Origin of the sequence: Paenibacillus hodogayensis, assembly GCF_039536325.1 — a bacterium.
GTDB lineage: Bacteria > Bacillota > Bacilli > Paenibacillales > NBRC-103111 > Paenibacillus_AB > Paenibacillus_AB hodogayensis.
The window spans coordinates 283,378-302,284 of record NZ_BAAAYO010000006.1; the positions used below are offsets into that span (position 1 = coordinate 283,378).

Genomic DNA, 18,907 nt, shown 5'->3' on the forward strand with positions numbered 1-18,907 from the left:
ACGATAGCCCCCTCCCGGTAAAAAGCGAAACCGCTTTTTTTGTTATTACCCGTGAACGGAGGGTTGAAACGACACCGCAGCCGACGCAAGCCGGTTTACCACGGCAGCTTTCCCGCGCCCGCTTCGACGAATTGCCCGGAATTAAGCGGACCGGCCGTCCGACACCAGTCGAATACGTTTTCCGCCGCCTCATGCGGCTTCAAATCGGCATCGTGAGCGGCACAGCCGGTCTGAATTTTCCCCGGATGAACGGCGCTCACGTGGATTCCCCTGCCGCTTAATTCCTGATGCAGGCAAAGCGTCAGCATATTTTGCGCGGCTTTGGCCATCCGGTAGGAATACGTAAATCCTCCCTGATTAAATTCGCCGGCAGCCGTCTTGGATAACGACGCCAATCTGGACGAAATATTGATAATTCGCGGATTGGATGACCGCTCCAACATAGGCAGCGCTCCATGAACGGTACGGATAATGCCGGAGCAGTGTACGTTGAACAGCTCGCCGGTCTCGCGAGGAGATACGTTCGCGAAGCGGTCGGCGATGCCCGAGATTCCCGCATTATTGATCAATAAGTCGAGCGTTCCGGAGTGTTCGTCCAAAGCCGTTCTCATGGCGACCGTGCAGCCGTCGTCGGCGACATCGGCCACAATCGGACGGCACTCCGGCATTTCCCGGAGCAGCGCAGCCGCCGATGCGGGCGACCTGACCAGCGGAAACACCCGATAGCCCCGGGCATAGAACAGCCGGGCAAGCTCGAAGCCCAATCCGCGGCTTGCTCCGGTGATGCATACGGTCTCGTTCATAATCCAGCCTCCCTGTTCGTTGCGGAACGGTTGTCTTTCCGCATGGCCGGCGTCTTGGCCAAAAATCCGCCCCGATAGTATTTGGCATCGTACGATACGATAAAGGCGGTCGGGTCCAGCGCCACGATTTCCTGATAAAGTCGGGACTGTTTTTTACGCGGAATAATGATGGAGAACACGAGACTTTCCCCGTGAATGCCCTCGGCATGCCAGATCGTCAGGCCGTACCCCTTCGTCCGCAGCTTCCGGGCGATTTCCAAGCCGTCGTGCTTCAGAAAAATTTGGACATTGGTGAAACCGAGAGCCAGTCTTTCTTCGATTTTGATGCCAATGAGAATGCCTGCCCCGTAGCCGAGGCAATAGACGATCAGACTGGCGGGCTGATCGAGGTGATCCAAGACGATTTTAAAGCCGATGACATACACCATAATATCGATCGAGCTAAGCAGAGCGGCCCTGTAGCGATAGCCTTTAAGCGTAAAAATTTGGCGAACGGTCAAAACGGATACGTACACAATTTGAATGACGAGAATGGTCGCCAACGTGGACCACATGACGGATCGCCCCCCCAGCAACGGCACCGGGGGAGCCCGCCGCAGCGAAGTCCCCCGTGTCCATTACAGCACAATGACGCTTCGACCCACATTTACGCAATTGCAGTCGTGGAACGAATCGAACGCGCGATTGATCTCCTCCAGCGGTATTTGCTCCAGCACGAGCTCGTCCAGCATCAGCTTGCCGTCCAAATAAAGCTGGGCGAGAGCGGCAATATCCCGGAGCGGGTGAACGTCTCCGTAAAAGCTCCCCTTGAGCGTTTTGCCGACACGGTGAAAGCCGCCGGCCGGAAGGCTCAGCTGCTTCTGCGGGTGATACGCTCCGACAATAACCGTCGTACCGCCTTTGCGCGTCGCCTGCCATGCGGTGCTGCCCGCGTTCGTATTGCCCGAGGCGTCGATCGCGAACTGCACCCCGTAACCGCCGGTCAGCTCCTTCAAGGCTTCGACCGCATCCTGCTCCGCTACATGGACCGTGTGCGTCGCGCCGTAGGCTTTGGCCAGCTCGAGATTTTTCGGTTTTACGTCACAAGCGATAATCTTCGAAGCTCCCGCGATGCGCGCCCCTTGAATGGCATTGATGCCGACGCCGCCGATGCCGAAAATGGCCACCGATGAGCCGGGCGTCACCTTGGCCGCATTGACCGCGGCGCCGTATCCGGTCGCGACGCCGCAGCCCAGCAGCGAAGCTTGCACAAGCGGCATTTCGTCCGGGAGCTTGACGCAAGATCGCTCGGCCACGACCGTATATTCGGCGAACGTGGACAACAGGGAGTAGTGATACATAGGCTTTCCTCCCTGGCTCAGTCTGGACGTGCCGTCCAGCAAAGTCCCGTTGAACATCGGTCCGAAGGCGGCCTCGCACAGATGCACCTGTCCTTGCTCGCAGAACGGACACGTCCCGCAAAACGGCACCCAGCTCAGCGCCACTTTATCGCCCGGTCGTACGTGGCGAACGTTGGATCCGACCTCTACCACGATTCCCGCGCCCTCGTGGCCGAGAATGGAAGGCGTCGGCGTCGTTTCATCCATCAGGCTGTTCAGATCACTATGGCAGACGCCGGAAGCCTCGACCTTGACCAGCACCTCGCTCGGTCCCGGCGGCGCCAGCTGCACCCGCTCGATCGTCAACGGCTTGTTCGCCTCTCTCATTACCGCAGCTTTCATGTCCACCGTGCATTCTCCTGTTCCGTCTGTAATTGGTTAGATTTTTACCCAGATCGATTTCACTTTCGTATACGATTCCAGCGAATGGACCGCGTATTCCTTGCCCCAGCCGCTTTGCTTCGCTCCTCCGAACGGGCTGGCAAAATCGTAGCAGCCGTACTTGTTGACGAACACCATTCCCGCCTCCAGCGAGTTCGCCACCCGATGGGCGCGCGATACGTCATTCGTCCATACGCCTGCCGCGAGCCCGTATATGGAATCGTTGGCGAGCCTTACCGCTTCTTCTTCGTCCTTGAACGGAATGACCACGAGCACCGGCCCGAATATTTCCTCCTGCGCGATGCGCATGTCGTTGGAGACGTCGGCAAATATAGTCGGCCGCACGTAATAGCCGTCGCCATTCGTGCCCTCCGTATCGCGCCGGCCGCCGGCCACGACGCGCGCGCCCTCCTGCTCGCCGATCTCGATATAGCGCAAAATGCTTTCCATATGCGCTTTCGTGCATTGCGGTCCCTGATCGCTGTCCGGATCGAAAGGATCGCCGCAGACATAGCTATCCGCAAGTTGAGCAAGACGCTCGACAAACGTTGCGTAGATGCTCTCCTGCACGAGCAGCCGGGTCGGCGCCGAGCACTTCTCCCCTTTATGCGTGAACAAGCCGTAGAAGGAACGTTCCACGGCAAAATCCAGATCCGGGACGTCGGCAAACACGATATTGGGCGATTTCCCGCCCAACTCGAGCGTGACCGTCTTCAGATTGGAATCCGCCGAGTCGTGGACGAGCTGCTTGCCGACGGAGGTGCTGCCGGTGAAAGAAACCTTATGGACGTCCATATGCTTCGTAATCGCCGTACCGATGCTGCCGCTGCCCAGAATGAGATTGATCGTGCCTGGCGGCAGCACGGCCCTTTCGTGCAAAATCTCGAACAGGCGGATCGCCGTCAGCGAAGTCGCGCTTGAAGGCTTGAGCACAACCGTGTTGCCCATCGCCAATGCGGGAGCCAGCTTCCAGCAGGCCATGAGCAGCGGGAAGTTCCACGGCACGATTTGCCCGCATACGCCGACCGGCTCCCGTGTCGTATAGCTCAAGTAAGAGCCTTCCACCGGGCACGTCTCCCCGTAAAACTTATCGGTCCACCCCGCATAATAATCGAAAATATCCGCGCATTCCGGAATATCGTCCGCGAACGACTCCTTGTACAGCTTTCCGTTGTCCAGCGACTCCAGCGTCGCGAGCTCCGCGTGATGGCTGCGGATCGCATCGGCGATCGCATGCAAGACGTTGGCCCGCTCCTTGCGGCTCATCTCTTTCCACGGGCCCGCCCGGAATGCGGCATTGGCTGCCTTCACAGCCGCGTCCACATCGTCCTTGCTTGCCCCTCCGAGTGCGCCAAGCGTCGCGCCGGTAGCCGGATTGATCGTTTCCAGCGTCGGACCGGCTCCCTCTACCCATTCCCCGTTTATATAAAGCCTCTTAGTCGTCTTCAGCCATTCGTTCGCCCAATCCAGACGCGCTTGCTCCATTGCGTTCTCCTCCTTGTATAAGCCATGCTTTGGGGTCCTTGCCTTGTCGCTCCGCCTCTTTCAACAAGCTTGAAACGGCCGCGTATCCGTATGTCTCCTTCATCTCGACCACAAGCGGGATGAGGCTGCGGGAGTAAACCGCGCAGCGTTCCCGATTGACCGTTACGCCGCGGAGGCATTTGTCCGCGAACTGGCGAACCGCCGCAGCGAGCATCTGCGCCGCTTCGAGAACGTTGATGCCCGCCGCCGGCTCCCACACGTTCAGATTCAACTCGCCGTGCTCCAAGGCCGCCTGTACCGTCCGGTCGCAGCCGAGCACCTGAAAGCAGCATTGAATGAGCGTCTCCGCCACAACCGGGTTGACCTTGCCAGGGAAAAAGGAGGAGCCGGCCTGCACGGAAGGCAGGACGAGCTCGGCCAAGCCGGCCTCGGGACCGGACGAGAGCAGCCGGAAGTCTTTGGCCACTTTCAGCAGCGCTTGCGCCAGCAAAGCGAGCTGAGCGGACACTTCCGCCAAATCGTCCGGATTTTGCGCCGCATCGTATAAGCTGGCACGGTAAACGTAGCTCTCGCCCGTCGTCGTCCGCAGCTTATCCAGTATGATCCGGCGATACGACTCCGACGCCCCCAGGCCGGACCCGATAACGGTTCCGCCGAGATTCACTTGCCGAAGCTTCCCGAACGCCTCGTCGAGAGCGCCGGTTCTCCTGGCGAACAAGGCGGCATAGCCGCCGAACGTATCGCCGTAGGAGACGGACATGCCGTCCTGCAGGCACGTGCGGGCGATGGTCCGCACGTCTGCGAATTCGGACGCCTTCACTTTCGCCAGCGCATGCAGCAAATCCAGCTCCCGCTTCAACCCGGCCCACGCCGAGATAAGCGTCATGCGCATCGCCGTGTGGCAAACGTCGGATGTCGATTGCGACATATTGACATGCTCCACCGGATGAAGTGGCGCGTAGTCGCCCCGTTTCTTCCCGGACATGACGTTTCCGATATTGGCGATTACCTCGTTGACATTCATATTGACGCCGATCCCGCCGCCGCCATGCAGCACGTCGACCGGAAATTGATCGGCATACCGGCCTTCGATCAATTGCTCGCAAGCGGCTACGATCAGCTCCGCCTGTTCCGCGTTCAGCCCGCCTGCTCCCCGATTGGCCAGGGCTGCCGCTTTTTTGACAAACGCCAATGAGCGGATATAGGCCGGGTAATCGCCGAGCGGACGGCCGGAGAAGGACAAATTCCGGCAAGTCCGCAGCGTATTGATGCCGTAATACGCTTCCGCCGGGACGGCCAGCTCCCCGATCATGTCCTGCTCCAGCCTGAACGATCCGGATGAATGGTCGGTCATAAGTCCCTCCGCGCCTTTAGTCGGTACCCCAGATGTAGGCGTTCTTGATCTCGTATTTCTCCAGCATTTCCGGGTCCAGCTCGAACCCGAGCCCCGGCTTGTCCGACAGGACGAGGCAGCCGTCGCGGTCGATCATCACTTTCTCCTGCTGAACGAAATCGCGGCGTTCCGGCGTCCAGGTTGGCGGATCGAACGGGAATTCGAAGTAAGGGCATGTGCTCAACCCGCAGCTCAAATGCAGATTGGCCAGGAATCCGATGCCGTTGCTCCAGCTATGCGGCGTAAACCAGTGTCCGCCCATCTGCACCATGTCGGCAATTTTGCGAATTTGCGTAATGCCGCCCGTCAGCGCGACGTCGGGCTGGTACACATCGAGCGAACCGTGCCGGTACATTTCCCTGAAATCGTGCCATTCCCGATTCATCTCCCCGCCGGCGATGCGGATGCCGACTTTTTGACGCAGCGCAGCCATTCCGGTGAAATCATGGGACGGCAGCGGTTCCTCAAGCCAGACGACGCCGAGCTGCTCCAGCTCTTTGGCGACCTGATACGCCATCTTGACGTCCCATGTGCGCTCGACATCCCAGGGCATTTTCCAGCCTTGATTGGCGTCGACCATAATATCCAGCTTGTCGCCGACCGCCCGACGCACCGCTTCCACTACCTTGATATCTTGGCGCGGGTCTTTGTGATGGAACCGGATCTTCATCGCCTTGAACCCTTGCTCGACAAAAGCTTCCGCACGCTCGGCCCGGACTTCCGGGGAAACGAGTTCGCCCGTCGAAGCATAAGCGGTAATCCGGTCGCTGCGCCCGCCAAGCAGCTTATACACCGGCATGCCGGTTTTTTTGCCCATCAAATCCCATAAAGCCAAATCCAGCGGCCAACAACGGCCGTAGTGAAAGTCGATATTGTCGATGATCTGCGCATGCCGCTCGATGGCAAACGGGTCCTGCCCGATAAACAGATGCTCGTGCCCGGCAAAGCCTGTCATCAAATCGCCGGAGCCGATGCCGGTAATGCCTTCGTCCGTATGCACATAAACGAGCGTCGTACCGAATTTTTTGCGCGGCGTCGGGTCCCAGGACGCATGAAACGGCGGCTCCAGCGGAATCATATATTGCTTGATTTCGATCGATGTGATTTTCAACGGTATCTCTCCCTCGTTGTATTCTTGTTTATTTGATCAGTCCGGCTTGAATCAAAAACTGCTTGGCTACTTCCGCCGTAGGCTTCTTGTCCATGTCGACCTTGGCGTTCAGTTCCGACATCGTCTTGTCGTCGAGCTTGCCTGCCAGTTGGTTCAAAACTTCCGCCACATCGGGATATTTCTCGATCAGCGATTTCGGGACGATCGGAGCGGCAAAGTACGGCGGGAAGTATTGCTTGTCGTCCTTGAGCGATTTCAGCTTCAGTGCCGGAATGCGCCCATCCGTCGCATAGGCGACCAGCACGTCGATCTTCCCGTCGGCCAGCGCCGAGAAGGCGAGCGAAATGTCCATTTCCTTAAAGTCCTTGAACTTCATGCCGTACTTCTCCGTCAGTCCCTTGTAGCCGTCGACGCGGGCATAAAAGGCGGCATCCATACCGATCACCATGTCTTTGGAATGGGCTACGAGATCCGAAAACGTGTTGAGGTTCAACGATTTGGCCTTATCTTCCTTCACGATAAGCGTAAACGTGTTGTTCATGCCTAACGGCTTCAGCCACTCGAAGCCGAATTGCTTCTGATAGCCTTCCTTCGTCTTCTGAAATACGGAATCGGGGGTATCGTCGGCTTGCAGCGTATTTTTCAACACATTGATGTAACCTGTGCCGCTGTAATCGACGAACACCTGCACATCGCCGTCCTTCATACCCTGGTTCAGCACGGCGGAAGCGGCGTATCCGCCCTCCTTGATCGTAACCTGGTGCTTCGTTTTGTTTTGCAGCAGCTGCCCCATAATTTGCGCCAGCACATATTGCTCGGTAAAGTTTTTGCTGGCAACTACGATTTTCGTCGAGCTATCTCCGCCCGCCGCTGACTTGTCTTTCTGGGAACAGGCAGTCAGCAGAAGCGCGAAGCAAGCAAGCAGTACGAACCATTTTTTCATGGAAGACCCTCCCGATTGATATGTTATTTCTTGCGTGCTGCACTTAGGCAGCTTTGGCCGATTTGTCTTTGACGTTCTGGGCCGCTTGCGGAAGCGGATTGCGCTTGCGGGTAGCCCGGGCTTCGAGCTTCTTCAGAAGCACTTCCACTACGATTGCCAGCAGCGCCGCCGGAATCGCGCCGGACAGCACCAGCTCCGGACGCATCAGCGTAACGCCGCGGAATATGATTTGACCGAGACCGCCCGCTCCGATAAACGCCGCGATCGTCGTAATCCCGATCGTCCATATCGTCGCCGTGCGAATTCCCGCCATGATGACGGGCAAGGCAAGCGGAAGCTCGATCATCCGCAAAATTTGCCAGTTCGTCATGCCCATGCCGCGCCCGGCGTCCACCGTAGCCGGATTCACTTCCACGATGCCGGTATATACGTTTCTTACGATAGGGGCAAGGGCGTATAGAACGAGCGCGATAATCGTCGGCTTCACGCCGATTCCCACGAGCGGCATCAGAAACCCGAACAAGGCTATGCTCGGAATCGTCTGGAACATGCCGGCGAATCCGATCACCCCATCCGCTACCTTCCGGTACCGGGTCAGACATATGCCCAGCGGAACCGCGATCAGGATGGCGATAATCATCGACAGCATCGAAATATAAATGTGCTGCCACAAGCCGGTCAAGATCATCTCCGGCTGATCCCGGATGACGCCCCATACCGCTTCCCACAAATTTTGCTCCTGCATACGAACCTCTCCTTTCCCTTATGCGTTCATTTTGACAATCTCGCGTAGAATGCTGCCCGGAGTAATGAGGCCGACGACTTTGCCCTGCTTCATGACCGGAAGACCGCTTGCATTGGATTCGAGCAGCTTCGCGGACGCCTCTTTCCAGCTTGAATCCGCTTCCACGCATAGCGTAGACGGATGCATAATGTGACGGACCGTCTCGTTGCCGCGATTCGCATGGCGTTCCAGCTCCGCCAGGGAGATGAAGCCGATCACGCTCTGGTCGCCGTCATACACGAAAAATGCATCGTCCTCGGAGCTTCCGGCGACAGTCAAAGCGTCTGCGATGCGATGCTCGGCGTACAGTCTGGCGACCGGCCGGATCATGACATCCTCCACCTGCGACAACCCTCCAGCCTTCGGCGCCCCGGCGCCAAGCCGCTTCTCTCCGATGAATCCCCTTACAAAAGAGTTGGCGGGATTTTGCAAAATGGCTTGGGGCGAATCGTATTGGACGATTCGGCCGCCATTCATGATCGCAATCCGATCGGCAATTTTCAAAGCCTCGTCGATGTCGTGGGTCACGAACACGATCGTCTTGTGAATTTCTTTTTGCAGCCGCACCAGTTCTTCCTGGAGCTGTTCCCGGGAGATCGGATCGAGAGCGCTGAACGGCTCGTCCATCAGGATGACGGGCGGCTCCGCGGCCAGCGCGCGAATAACCCCGATTCTCTGCTGCTGCCCTCCGCTTAGCTCGGACGGATACCGGTTTCGGAATACTTTCGGATCGAGCCCGACCATGTGCATCAGCTCGTCGATCCGGTTGGAATAGTCTTGCTCCTTCCAGCCTTTCAGCTTAGGAACGAGACCGATGTTTTTGCCGATGGACAGATGCGGCAAAAGACCGATCTGCTGTATGACATAGCCGATTCCCCGCCTGAGTTCGACTGGACTCATTTTCGAGATGTCCTGGCCGTTGATCGTAATGGTGCCGGAGGACGGCTCGATTAAGCGGTTAATCATCCGCAGCGTCGTCGTTTTCCCGCAGCCGCTTGGACCGATCAAGGCGACAAGCTCTCCCTTGCCGATCTGCATGTTCAATTCGCTAAGAACTTGAACGGCTCCGTATCCTTTGCTTATGTTGTCGAAACGGATCATGCGCTTTTCCACCTCCATGTTGGTTATATTTATATCTATAGCAAATACCGTGCCAAACGTTTTGAAGCCGTTTTCAAAGGTTTGTAGCCGCAAGTGTGCATTTTATCTACAACAGGGGTGTGTCATTTTTCTACACTGCGCCTTTTTGCTACAATACCGGCAAATGCAAAAAACCTTCCGGCAAAACCCGAAAGGACCGCGATCGGTCCAGACGGTTTTGCCCGGAAGGTTTGCCCCCGGCGAATGAAAGATTTAGTTCCGACTGCTGCGGATCAGGCCGGCCTCGATTAAATACTCCCGGGCTAGCTCAGTGACGTCCTCGTGCAGCACGTCCGCCCTGTACAGAAACGCCATGAATTTGTCGTGCTCGATCGTACGGGTAAGCCGGTTCAGCAAATGCTCGATTTGCGGATTTTGTTTTAAGCTGCCGGCGGTCACGACCGGAGAAGGATTGTACGGCGGAAAATAATGAAGGTCGTCCTCCAGCTCCACTAGTCCGTAAGCGGCGATGCGGCCGTCCGAAGCGAACCCGACCGTCGCCTGCACGCGCGACTCCTTCACGGCCTGAGCGAACAGCTTCGTCTCCGTTACGATAACGTTCTCGCGCGGAATCGCGAACCCGTATTGCTGTTGAAACTGTTCCATACCGTCGCCGCGAATGAGAAATTCGCTGTTGGTCGCAATGTGGAGCTGTTTGTCCTTGGCGTAAGCGCTCAAATCGCTGATCGTCCGGATGCCGAACTGCTCGGCCAGCTCCTTCTTGATCAGCATCGTCCAGGTGCTGTTGATAGCCGAGGTCATCGGCAGCCAATGAAGGCCGATCTTCTCGTCCTGCTCCGCTACCGTGCGGAACGCCTCCTCGGCATCGTTAATGCCAGGCTGATGCTGGTAATAAATTCGGGCCGTATTGGCATATTCCCAATACTGATCGATCACGCCCGCTTCCAGCGCGGAGCGGATGTTCGTGCTTCCCTTGAAAATAATTTCTTTCACCGCGAATCCGTTTTCCCTCAGCCAAATTCCGGTCATTTTCATAAGCAAATACTGCTCCGTAAACGACTTGGAGCCGATCGTCATAACGGGCTTCGCTGCGGGAGGCGGCTCTCCCGCCAAACGCTCCTTCCCTTTGCTCCATGGCCCGTAAGGATTCATCAAGGTCAGCGCGGCCAGCGCCAGCACGATCAGCGCCGTCAGGAAGGTGAGCAGTTTTCCGTTCATGGCGCATCCCCTCCTTCCAGCAGCGGGAACGTACAACGCAGCGTCGTGCCCTGCCCGACGCTGCTTTGAATTTGCAGCGCTCCGCCGTGCTCGAGCATAATGTCGCGGGCGATCGTGAGGCCGAGTCCGGAGCCTTGCTCCTTGGTGGAAAAGAAAGGGTTGAACAGCCATTCCATCGTTTGCTCGGAAATGCCCGTTCCGGTATCGATAATTTCCGCTACGAGCGCCCGCTCTCCTCCTCCCTCAGCTTTCACCGCCGTACGAATGCTCAACGTTCCGCCGTCGGGCATCGCTTCGATGCTGTTAATGATTAGATTGAGAAACATCTGCATCAGCATGTTGTATTTGCCGGCAATAACGGTGTCCGATTCCTCATACTGCTTGACCGTAACGATCCCGGCGTCGCGCAGCTTGATGCGAAGAAGGTGCAGCGCCTCGTCCAGCAGCTTGTCCAGCCGGACGGTCTGTTCTTGTTCGTTGTTCATTTTGGAGAACGACAAAAACTGGTTGACGATTCCGTTCATCCGCCGTACGACTCGGTAAATGTCGTTAACCAAGCCGTCCACGCTTTCCCCGCGCGGCTGCTCGTCCACCTCTTCCTTCAGCAGCTCGGAAGCGCCGGACAAAATGGCCAGCGGATTTTTAATTTCGTGGGCGATGCCGGTGCTGATCTGGCCAATCAAGGCCAGCTTCTCGCTTTGCTTGGCATGCTCCTCGAGCAGCTTCCATTGCGTAATGTCCTGCAAGACGGCGATGGTGCCGATCGTATCGCCCTGCACATTGAAAATGGCCGAGGTCGCCAGCTTGACCATCCTCCGATGCCCTTCCGCGTCGGTAATCGACGTTTCGATATCCGGGACGGACTGCCCGGCATTTCCTCCATCCAGCAAACTGGCTCCGGCTTCGCTTGCCCGAAGCGGTATGTCCGACCAGGCTTGACCGATGACCGAGTCGACCGCATAGCCCGTAATCCGTTCAAACTGCCGATTGGCGTGCGATACTTTGCCCTCGTTATCGACCGTCACGATCGCATAAGGAATTCCTTCGATTACATCGCGCAAATACCGCTCACTGTCCTCGACCATCTTCTGCTTGTCGCGCAAGCTGTCCGCCATCGACACCATAGTCTGGCCCAAAATCGCCAGCTCATCCTTCGACTTGCTCACCGCAGGAAGCATCGCAGCGGTAGAGCCGTTCCGCTCGATGCTTCTGGCAAACTTGGTCAGCCGTACGATCGGCTGCAGCAGCTTCTGCGCTCCGATGCCGATGAACAGCACCGTCAGCACCAGAATGCTGAGGAACGTCCCGGTCAACGCGCCGGACAAGTCGGTCATCGGCTTAAAGGCGTACCGGTTCGGAACGCCGAAGACCAGTCCCCATCCGTCCCACATCGTTTTGTAAGCCATTATGCCGGACTCTCCATGGTATATGCCCTTCATCGAGCCCGACGTGTACCGGGCCAGGGCGACGGCAGCCGGATAAACGGAGAAGTCCTCCCCGATGTCGGAGGCGGCGGAGGCGGCGATCACATGGCCGCTGCGATCCAGTATAAAGCCGAAGCCGTTGCTCGGTACGCTGCTTGCGCTTAGCACCTCCGACAGGTGATCCTGGCTCATCTCGGCCATGAGCATGCCGAGAAACTGCTCGCGACTGTCGAGCACGGGAAACGATACGATGACGACCTTCTGGCCGGAGGAGTTCATGACCAGATCGGAAACCGCGTAATTTTTGCTCCATCTCACAATATCGAAATTGGGGAGCTCGTGTGCGCGATTGCTCGCCTGAACGGCAAAGGGGGCTTCGAACAGCATTTGTTTGTTGACATCCACCATGGCGATCGATTGAATCATCGAGCTGCTCGCGATCGTCAGCTTGGCGCGATCGTACATCGTTTGCGGCCGAACGCCCGCTCCTTCATCCACCTCGGCGATCAACCGCAGCTGGAGCACCGCATCGGATATTTCCGCATTGAATCGTTTGACGAGCGCATCGGCGCTGAGCGCATTTTTTCTGACGATATCCGCTTCTACGACCTGGTGAGTGTAGTTCAGAATCAGATTGTAAATCACCAGAACCGGAATAATAATGACCACGGAATAAATAATCAGATACTTCTTCTTGATGCTGCGAAAGATGGAATCGACCGGATGCAAAGGAAGTCTGAACGCCATAGTTTCCGCCCGCCCTATCTCATTTTTTTCATTTTGTATATTAGCGTATGCCTGGAAATGCCGAGTAAATCCGCCGCCCTGGTCTGGTTGCCGCCTACTTGCTCGAGCGCTCGGGAAATAATGTCCTCCTCGACCTCCTCCAGAGCCTTCTGCAAGTTCAGCTCCCCTCCGCCGCTTCTTCCCGCCGCCAGCTCCCGCTGCGCTTGTTCGCCAGCGAGCATCAACATGCCGGACACATCCTTCATCCGGACGATCCCGTCCGAATGGACGATATGCAGCCTCTCGAGCGTATTAAGAAGCTCGCGGATGTTGCCGGGCCAGTCGCGGGCGGCCAGCGCTGCGACCGTATCGTCGGACAACGATACTTGCTTGGCGTACTTCTCATTCAGCTTGCGGATGTAACGGACGATCATGGGCGGAATGTCTTCCAGCCGTTCCCGCAGCGGAGGGACTTCAAGCTCTACCAAGTTCAGACGGTAGTAGAGATCTTGCCGAAACCGTCCTTCCTGAACCAGCTTCTGGATTTGTTTATTGGTCGCGGTAATGATCCGCACATCCACGCTGCGATAAGAGTTGCTGCCGAGCTTCATGAACGTTTTTTCCTCGATGATATGGAGCAGCTTTGCCTGCATGGCAAGCGGCATCTCGCCGATTTCGTCCAAAAAGATCGTACCCCCGTCCGCGGCTTCGAATTTGCCGGCCCGCGTTTCCGTCGCTCCTGTGAAAGCCCCTTTCTGGTAGCCGAACAGCTCGCTTTCGAGCAAGGAATCGGGAATGGCCGCGCAATTGATCGATACGAAGGGCTTGTCCTTGCGTCGGCTGTGCTCGTGAATCCATTTGGACAGCGCCGTCTTCCCTACCCCGCTTTCCCCAAGGACCAGGATCGAAGCGTCGGTCTCCTTTACTTTATGCAGCAGCTCGCGGATGTCTTTCATTTTCCTACTTTCGAACACTAACTCTTCATGATCGCTGGCCGAGGCGAGCTGCTCCTTGAGCTCGCGGTTTTCCAGCTGCAGCCGCTTGCTTTCGCACGCTTTGCCTACCAGATCTTTGATCAGCTCCAGCTCGCTCGGCTTATTCAAATAATCGAAGGCGCCCAGTCTCATGGCGTGAACCGCGTTTTCCACGTTGCCGTAAGCCGTCAGCATAATGACTTCGACATGCGGATAATCGCTTTTGATTTGCTGCAATAGTTGAATCCCTGTCAGATCGGGAAGCATATAGTCGAGGATGACTACATCGATATCTTCTTTCTGAATGATTTGTAAGGCATCTTGTCCGGTTGACGACTCAAACGTTCGGAAGCCGGATTTTTGCAATTTCCGGGAAATGATCCGGCACAAGCTCTCCTCGTCATCCACGGTCAACACTCCAAAGGAATACGCCATCATCATCAGCCCCCAGCTTCTCGAAGTAAGCGCTATCCTTCATGCGCGGTTACGTGCTCGCGCGCAGGCGCGACGATAAAATATGCACCTCTTCGCGGTATTTCATTACCGTTCTTCGCGAGATGTGCAGCCCTTCTTTCACCAAAAGGTCGGTAAGCTGCTGGTCCGAAAGCGGCTTGCTTTTATTTTCTTCCTCTATAAGCTGCCGTATTCTCGATTTGATGCGTTCGGCCGAGGCCGTTTCTCCGTCTGCGGTTGCCAACCCTGCGCCAAAAAAGTATTTCAATTCAACCATGCCGTGCGGCGTCTGCACATATTTATTTTGGATAGCGCGGCTCACGGTCGACTCATGGAGCTGCAGCTTATCTGCAATCGTTTTCAAATTCATAGGCTTAAGACCGGACGCGCCTCTCTCCAGAAAAGACTGCTGCTCATCGGCAATCGCTTCGATGACCCTCATAAACGTGCGCTGTCTTTGCTCGAGACTGTGGATCAGCCAGTTGGCGGCTTGAACGTGCTGCTTCGCATAGGCCTCCGTTTCCTTGCAACCGCTTTCCAAACATAACCGTTGAACGTTCCGGTTAACGGATACTTGAGGAATCCAGCCGTCGATCAATCCGCATACGTAGCGGTTCCCGATCTTCCGGATAAGCGCGTCCGGTTTTACATCGAGCGTACGTTGATGCTGGTAGGCCAAACCGGGCCGCGGATTCAGCGTACGGATATAGGCGTACGATTGCTTCACCTGCTCGGGGGTTATGTTCAACATCCGGGCCGCCGTTTTCCACTGGCCGGCTCCCAATTCCTTCAAACATCGGGTCACGAGCGCCTCCGCCCACGGATCGGCCTGACCGTCACGTCGAATCTGAATGCACAGCGATTCCTGCAGCGACCTGGCAGCGATTCCGGCCGGCTCCAGAGATTGCAGCGCATGAAGCGCTTCCCCCGCCTCGCGCTCTTCCGCGCCGAAGCGAAGGGCCGCCTCGCTCAAAGCGACGTTCAAGAACCCGTTCTCGTTAATATTGCCCGCCAAATATTTCGCGATCGCGAAGATTCGCCCGCCAAGTCCACTCAGCCGAAGCTGGCTCAGAAGCGCCGATTCCAGCGTCTCCGTGGCCGCCGCAGACTCCGGCATCGGTCTGGGCGTGCCGTTGAATGGAGCTTGTCTGATTCGGCTTCTCTGCGCCCGTCCCGGCACAGCGTCGGACCAAAGCACCTCCAGCAGAGGATTTTCCGACGATTGATCCTGTACGTAGCTCGCCAGTTCCGCGGAGGAGAGCTGCAACACATGCATCGATTGCAGCAGCCTCGGAGTCACCGTTACGCTCAAATTTTGCCGCAATACCGGTTCTTGTTGTAGTTTCATTCTGCTCACCCACCGTTGGATTGTATAATAATTATACAGTATCGCAGGCCTTCGATTCAAAACAGATTTTTACCAGTCGGATTTTTACCAGTACCGGTATGTTGCTAATCTATTCGGAAACGGGTACAAGCGTCCGCCTTCGAGGTTATACTGGTTATGGAGGTGAAGTCAAAATGAGCCGGAATAACGGACCGGACTACGCCTACACCGTTCCGAAGACGCTATTGAACAAAGGAACCGGCTTTCTGTCCGGCTACAGCCATTCGTTGAATCCTTACACCGGCTGCTCGTTCGGCTGTTCCTATTGCTACGTGCGGCAAATGCCTGTCGCCAAGTTTCGGAAAGCGGAATGGGGCACGTGGGTCGATGTGAAACGGCAAGCCGCGGAGGTGCTCCGGAAGGAGCTGCAAAAAGCGAAGGCGAAAGGGCCCGTCACTATTTTTATGTCATCGAGCACCGATCCCTATCAGCCCGTCGAGCACCGGGAGCGGATTACCCGCTCGCTGCTGGAGACGATGGCCGACGACCCTCCGGATTTTTTGCTTGTGCAAACCCGCAGCCCGCTCGTCTGCCGGGACATCGACCTGTTCGCCCGACTGGAGGGAAAAGTTCGCATCAGCATGACGGTGGAAACCGACCTCGAGGACATCCGCAAAGCATTTTCGCCCAAAGCCCCGCCCATCCAAGCCAGATTGAACGCTCTTCGCTTGCTGGCCGAAGCCGGAGTGCCCGCGCAGGCGACTATCGCTCCCGTGCTGCCGAGCAGCGATCGATTCGCGGCAGCGCTGCGCCCGCTGGTGAAGCGGGTGTGCGTCGACGATTATGAGATGGGGGACGGCAGCGGCGGTAAACGGACACGCGCCTTGGGCATCGGGGCACTGTACGAGCAGCTCGGATTGGAGCAATGGTACAAGCCGGACACTTATCGCCTCGTCGTCGAGCGATTGAGGCAGCAGTTTGCCGAGGAGGAAGTTTTCGTTAGCCAGCGGGGATTCGAGCCTTAACGCCGGCCCGGCCCCGGCCGTTTCATCGCGCGGAGGCGCTGCTTCGTTTGCGGATCGACTTGCAGCGATTCGGTCATTTTTTGCAATGCTTTGTTGTAAGTAAAGTCGTCCAGCGCAGGCCGGCCCTCCAAATAAGCGAGCGTCGGACCGGGAAGCTTGACGAAGCAGATGGACAGCGCCCAGGCTACCGCCATTTTGGCATAATACCCGTCGTGCCGGATGCCGTCCAGGAGACGCAGCACTTCCACAATATAATCCGGTTCGATGTAGTACATGAGCAGCATGACGACTCCAAAGCGGATATCGTATTCCCGGGGGGATGCCAAATAAGGCTGCAAAAAGGCCCACACCCGCTCCTTGTCGGACGCGGCGACCTTCAGCCCCGTACAAAAGCTGTCGCACACCGACCAATTGTCGATTTTGGGAACAAAATCCGCGATAAGGCGCAGCCACTCCTCCGTATCGGTCTTGATATAGCCGATGATCATTCCTTCCAGCATCGTTTCTTCGAACGAATCGTTCCCTTCCTGCCGCACGTAAGCGCGCCAGTCCTCTTTGACCAACTGCTTGGCCAGCTTGCGCAGCTGCGGCAGCCGTACGCCGAGCACATTGTCGATATTCGGAATCAACGCCGCGGAAAACCGCCGATACTCTTCGTCGGCCAGCTCCGCCAGCTGCCGCTTGATCGTCTTGTCCACCCGTCATTCCCCCTTTGCTATCGGTACTGCCTATTCCGCTGCGATTTCCCACAGGTAGATGGACGCGACTGAGCCGTAAGGAGAATAGACGAGCCGATACTTCTCAAACTGCTCCCGGTCCAGGATGTCCAGACCATATAGCCTAATCATCCCGCGCCGGATAGCGATATCGCCCCAGCTGACCACATCCGTCCGGCCGAGCGCGTGGATCAGCATCATTTCCGCAGTCCATGCGCCGATCCCCTTCAAGCCCGTGAGCACGCGGATCACGTCCGCGTCCGGAAGCTCCCGCAGCGTCTCGATCGCGAACTCTCCCTGCTCGATTGCACAGGCGATCGCCCGGATGCACTCCGCCTTCTTCATCGTCACGCCGCAGCTTTGAATAGCTTCCGCCTGCTGCCCCGCCAAATTGCGCGGCGTAATAGCGCCGAGCTTGTCCTGCATGCGCTGCCGGATCGTCCGGGCCGCCTTGGCGGAGATCAACTGACTGACGATCGCATAGACGAGCGCCGCGAATAGATCGGGCATGACCTCCCGCTCCACTTTGCCGATTCTTGCCATTGCCGCTCCAAGCTTGGCATCAGCGCGGGTCAAGTAGTCGACTTCCTTCTGCCCATAGCCAAAATGTTCGGTCGTCACCATCCGGACCAGCTCCTTTTCAATAGGTTCCAAAAACGGCTTAAGCCCATACTCTTCATCATAACCGCTCCGCTTCCCGATGCAAGGACTGCCGCACAGGACAGCAAGATAGCGCAAGCGGTCTTCAGCCGGCTGATACCCGGAGCTCACGAGCTATGGAAAAATTGTCTTGAACCATTTTTTCATCACCGTTTGCCGCGTAAATGTGATAGGATTCGCATAGATGTTAAATGCGGGGGTGTCAGATTGGACAAAACGCTTATTTCCTTTGATTCCGCGACCGTCCCCCTATCGATCCGGCCGTTGCTCGAGCATGCGGCCATCTATGACAGCAGCTGCTCGGAGAATGCCCGGACGCTGTTCGTGGACGGAACGGACAAAGCTTTTCTGAAAATCGCCCCAAAAGGCAGCCTCGAGCGGGAATACCGTATGAGCCTTTTCCTGTGCGGCCACGGCGTGGCGCCGAAGGCGATCGTCTACGAATCGGATTCGGACGGCGATTATTTGCTTACGGAAGCGGTCGCCGGCGAGGACGGTACGGCGGAAATGCACCAGGAACAACCGGAACGGCTGGCTGCCGTATTCGGCGAATATTTGCGGATGCTGCATGCGTTGCCCGTCGACGGATGTCCTTATCCGAACCGCACCGCGGAAATGCTGGAGGAGCTGCGCGTGCAGGGGACAAGCTTCGTCCCTCCGCCCGGCAACCGCTACGTTCCCCAGGATCGGGTCGTGATCCATGGCGACTATTGTTTGCCCAATATTGTCATGGACCGCTTCGCATTCAAAGGATTTATCGACGTCGGCCAAGGCGGGATCGGCGACCGGCATTACGACTTGTATTGGGGCATTTGGACGCTCGGCTTTAATTTGCAAACCGACCGTTACCGCGACTTGTTTTTGGACGCCTACGGCAGACAGGACGTGGACCCCGAAGGGCTGGCCTACTTCACGCGGCTTAACAGCCTGTGAAGCTGATCGCTCCAAAAAAATCCTGCATCGCCGCCGCAAAGGCAGGTGCAGGATTTTCGTATCGCCTTGAT

The 18,907-nt window shown here is 57.0% G+C and carries 17 protein-coding genes; 2 read left to right on the forward strand and 15 right to left on the reverse strand.

Annotated elements, in window-relative coordinates:
- Nucleotides 1-95 precede the first annotated feature (95 nt).
- The 13 genes from ABD796_RS12405 to rpoN form a co-directional block, all read right to left on the reverse strand.
- On the reverse strand, nt 96-803 hold the full coding sequence (locus tag ABD796_RS12405; RefSeq protein WP_344908143.1) for an SDR family NAD(P)-dependent oxidoreductase: 708 nt from the start codon (nt 801-803) through the stop codon (nt 96-98).
- Nucleotides 800-1,357, reverse strand: a complete 558-nt coding sequence (locus tag ABD796_RS12410; RefSeq protein ID WP_344908146.1) for a DUF2179 domain-containing protein — start codon at nt 1,355-1,357, stop codon at nt 800-802. The genes ABD796_RS12405 and ABD796_RS12410 overlap by 4 nt, the downstream gene beginning before the upstream one ends.
- A 63-nt stretch (nt 1,358-1,420) precedes the next feature.
- Nucleotides 1,421-2,524, reverse strand: coding sequence for a Zn-dependent alcohol dehydrogenase (locus ABD796_RS12415; protein WP_344908941.1), 1,104 nt, complete (start codon nt 2,522-2,524; stop codon nt 1,421-1,423).
- 36 nt (nt 2,525-2,560) lie between these two features.
- Nucleotides 2,561-4,048: an aldehyde dehydrogenase family protein gene (locus ABD796_RS12420; RefSeq protein ID WP_344908148.1), complete on the reverse strand. Its 1,488-nt coding sequence runs from the start codon at nt 4,046-4,048 to the stop codon at nt 2,561-2,563.
- On the reverse strand, nt 3,999-5,402 hold the full coding sequence (locus ABD796_RS12425; protein WP_344908151.1) for a lyase family protein: 1,404 nt from the start codon (nt 5,400-5,402) through the stop codon (nt 3,999-4,001). Before ABD796_RS12425 ends, ABD796_RS12420 begins: the two co-directional genes overlap by 50 nt.
- 16 nt (nt 5,403-5,418) lie before the next feature.
- Complete coding sequence (locus ABD796_RS12430) at nt 5,419-6,552, reverse strand: mandelate racemase/muconate lactonizing enzyme family protein (RefSeq protein ID WP_344908154.1); 1,134 nt, start codon at nt 6,550-6,552, stop codon at nt 5,419-5,421.
- 28 nt (nt 6,553-6,580) lie between these two features.
- Nucleotides 6,581-7,495, reverse strand: a complete 915-nt coding sequence (locus ABD796_RS12435) for an ABC transporter substrate-binding protein (RefSeq protein ID WP_344908157.1) — start codon at nt 7,493-7,495, stop codon at nt 6,581-6,583.
- 43 nt (nt 7,496-7,538) lie between these two features.
- Nucleotides 7,539-8,240 carry an ABC transporter permease gene (locus ABD796_RS12440; protein ID WP_379119996.1) on the reverse strand — a complete coding sequence of 234 codons (702 nt, stop codon included), beginning with the start codon at nt 8,238-8,240 and terminating at the stop codon, nt 7,539-7,541.
- A gap of 18 nt (nt 8,241-8,258) precedes the next feature.
- Nucleotides 8,259-9,380 carry a betaine/proline/choline family ABC transporter ATP-binding protein gene (locus ABD796_RS12445; protein WP_344908161.1) on the reverse strand — a complete coding sequence of 374 codons (1,122 nt, stop codon included), beginning with the start codon at nt 9,378-9,380 and terminating at the stop codon, nt 8,259-8,261.
- 252 nt (nt 9,381-9,632) lie between these two features.
- Entirely contained in the window at nt 9,633-10,598 is a 966-nt protein-coding gene (locus ABD796_RS12450; protein WP_344908164.1) for an ABC transporter substrate-binding protein, read from the reverse strand.
- Nucleotides 10,595-12,769 carry a sensor histidine kinase gene (locus ABD796_RS12455; protein WP_344908167.1) on the reverse strand — a complete coding sequence of 725 codons (2,175 nt, stop codon included), beginning with the start codon at nt 12,767-12,769 and terminating at the stop codon, nt 10,595-10,597. The genes ABD796_RS12450 and ABD796_RS12455 overlap by 4 nt, the downstream gene beginning before the upstream one ends.
- 14 nt (nt 12,770-12,783) lie before the next feature.
- Complete coding sequence (locus ABD796_RS12460; RefSeq protein WP_344908170.1) at nt 12,784-14,163, reverse strand: sigma-54-dependent transcriptional regulator; 1,380 nt, start codon at nt 14,161-14,163, stop codon at nt 12,784-12,786.
- Nucleotides 14,164-14,206: 43 nt separating this feature from the next.
- Nucleotides 14,207-15,523: an RNA polymerase factor sigma-54 gene (gene rpoN / locus ABD796_RS12465; RefSeq protein ID WP_344908173.1), complete on the reverse strand. Its 1,317-nt coding sequence runs from the start codon at nt 15,521-15,523 to the stop codon at nt 14,207-14,209.
- A gap of 173 nt (nt 15,524-15,696) precedes the next feature.
- On the opposite strand from rpoN, the gene ABD796_RS12470 reads away from it, so the two are divergent.
- Nucleotides 15,697-16,527: an SPL family radical SAM protein gene (locus tag ABD796_RS12470; RefSeq protein WP_344908176.1), complete on the forward strand. Its 831-nt coding sequence runs from the start codon at nt 15,697-15,699 to the stop codon at nt 16,525-16,527.
- Here ABD796_RS12470 and ABD796_RS12475 read toward each other — a convergent pair.
- Together ABD796_RS12475 and ABD796_RS12480 are read right to left on the reverse strand one after the other, a co-directional pair.
- Nucleotides 16,524-17,225 carry a DNA alkylation repair protein gene (locus ABD796_RS12475; RefSeq protein ID WP_344908179.1) on the reverse strand — a complete coding sequence of 234 codons (702 nt, stop codon included), beginning with the start codon at nt 17,223-17,225 and terminating at the stop codon, nt 16,524-16,526. The genes ABD796_RS12470 and ABD796_RS12475 overlap by 4 nt on opposite strands.
- Nucleotides 17,226-17,255: 30 nt before the next feature.
- Nucleotides 17,256-17,867, reverse strand: coding sequence for a DNA-3-methyladenine glycosylase family protein (locus ABD796_RS12480; protein WP_344908182.1), 612 nt, complete (start codon nt 17,865-17,867; stop codon nt 17,256-17,258).
- Nucleotides 17,868-18,110: 243 nt separating this feature from the next.
- Here ABD796_RS12480 and ABD796_RS12485 point away from each other — a divergent pair, with 243 nt between their 5' ends.
- Entirely contained in the window at nt 18,111-18,836 is a 726-nt protein-coding gene (locus ABD796_RS12485) for an aminoglycoside 3'-phosphotransferase (RefSeq protein WP_344908185.1), read from the forward strand.
- The last annotated feature ends 71 nt before the right edge of the window (nt 18,837-18,907 follow it).

Coding starts and splice junctions, on each gene's coding strand:
- ABD796_RS12405 (WP_344908143.1), bottom strand. CDS start 803: ATGAACGAGACCGTATGCATCACCGGAGCAAGCCGCGGATTGGGCTTC.
- ABD796_RS12410 (WP_344908146.1), bottom strand. CDS start 1,357: ATGTGGTCCACGTTGGCGACCATTCTCGTCATTCAAATTGTGTACGTA.
- ABD796_RS12415 (WP_344908941.1), bottom strand. CDS start 2,524: ATGAAAGCTGCGGTAATGAGAGAGGCGAACAAGCCGTTGACGATCGAG.
- ABD796_RS12420 (WP_344908148.1), bottom strand. CDS start 4,048: ATGGAGCAAGCGCGTCTGGATTGGGCGAACGAATGGCTGAAGACGACT.
- ABD796_RS12425 (WP_344908151.1), bottom strand. CDS start 5,402: ATGACCGACCATTCATCCGGATCGTTCAGGCTGGAGCAGGACATGATC.
- ABD796_RS12435 (WP_344908157.1), bottom strand. CDS start 7,495: ATGAAAAAATGGTTCGTACTGCTTGCTTGCTTCGCGCTTCTGCTGACT.
- ABD796_RS12440 (WP_379119996.1), bottom strand. CDS start 8,240: ATGCAGGAGCAAAATTTGTGGGAAGCGGTATGGGGCGTCATCCGGGAT.
- ABD796_RS12445 (WP_344908161.1), bottom strand. CDS start 9,380: ATGATCCGTTTCGACAACATAAGCAAAGGATACGGAGCCGTTCAAGTT.
- ABD796_RS12450 (WP_344908164.1), bottom strand. CDS start 10,598: ATGAACGGAAAACTGCTCACCTTCCTGACGGCGCTGATCGTGCTGGCG.
- ABD796_RS12455 (WP_344908167.1), bottom strand. CDS start 12,769: ATGGCGTTCAGACTTCCTTTGCATCCGGTCGATTCCATCTTTCGCAGC.
- ABD796_RS12460 (WP_344908170.1), bottom strand. CDS start 14,163: ATGATGATGGCGTATTCCTTTGGAGTGTTGACCGTGGATGACGAGGAG.
- rpoN (WP_344908173.1), bottom strand. CDS start 15,523: ATGAAACTACAACAAGAACCGGTATTGCGGCAAAATTTGAGCGTAACG.
- ABD796_RS12470 (WP_344908176.1), top strand. CDS start 15,697: ATGAGCCGGAATAACGGACCGGACTACGCCTACACCGTTCCGAAGACG.
- ABD796_RS12480 (WP_344908182.1), bottom strand. CDS start 17,867: ATGGTGACGACCGAACATTTTGGCTATGGGCAGAAGGAAGTCGACTAC.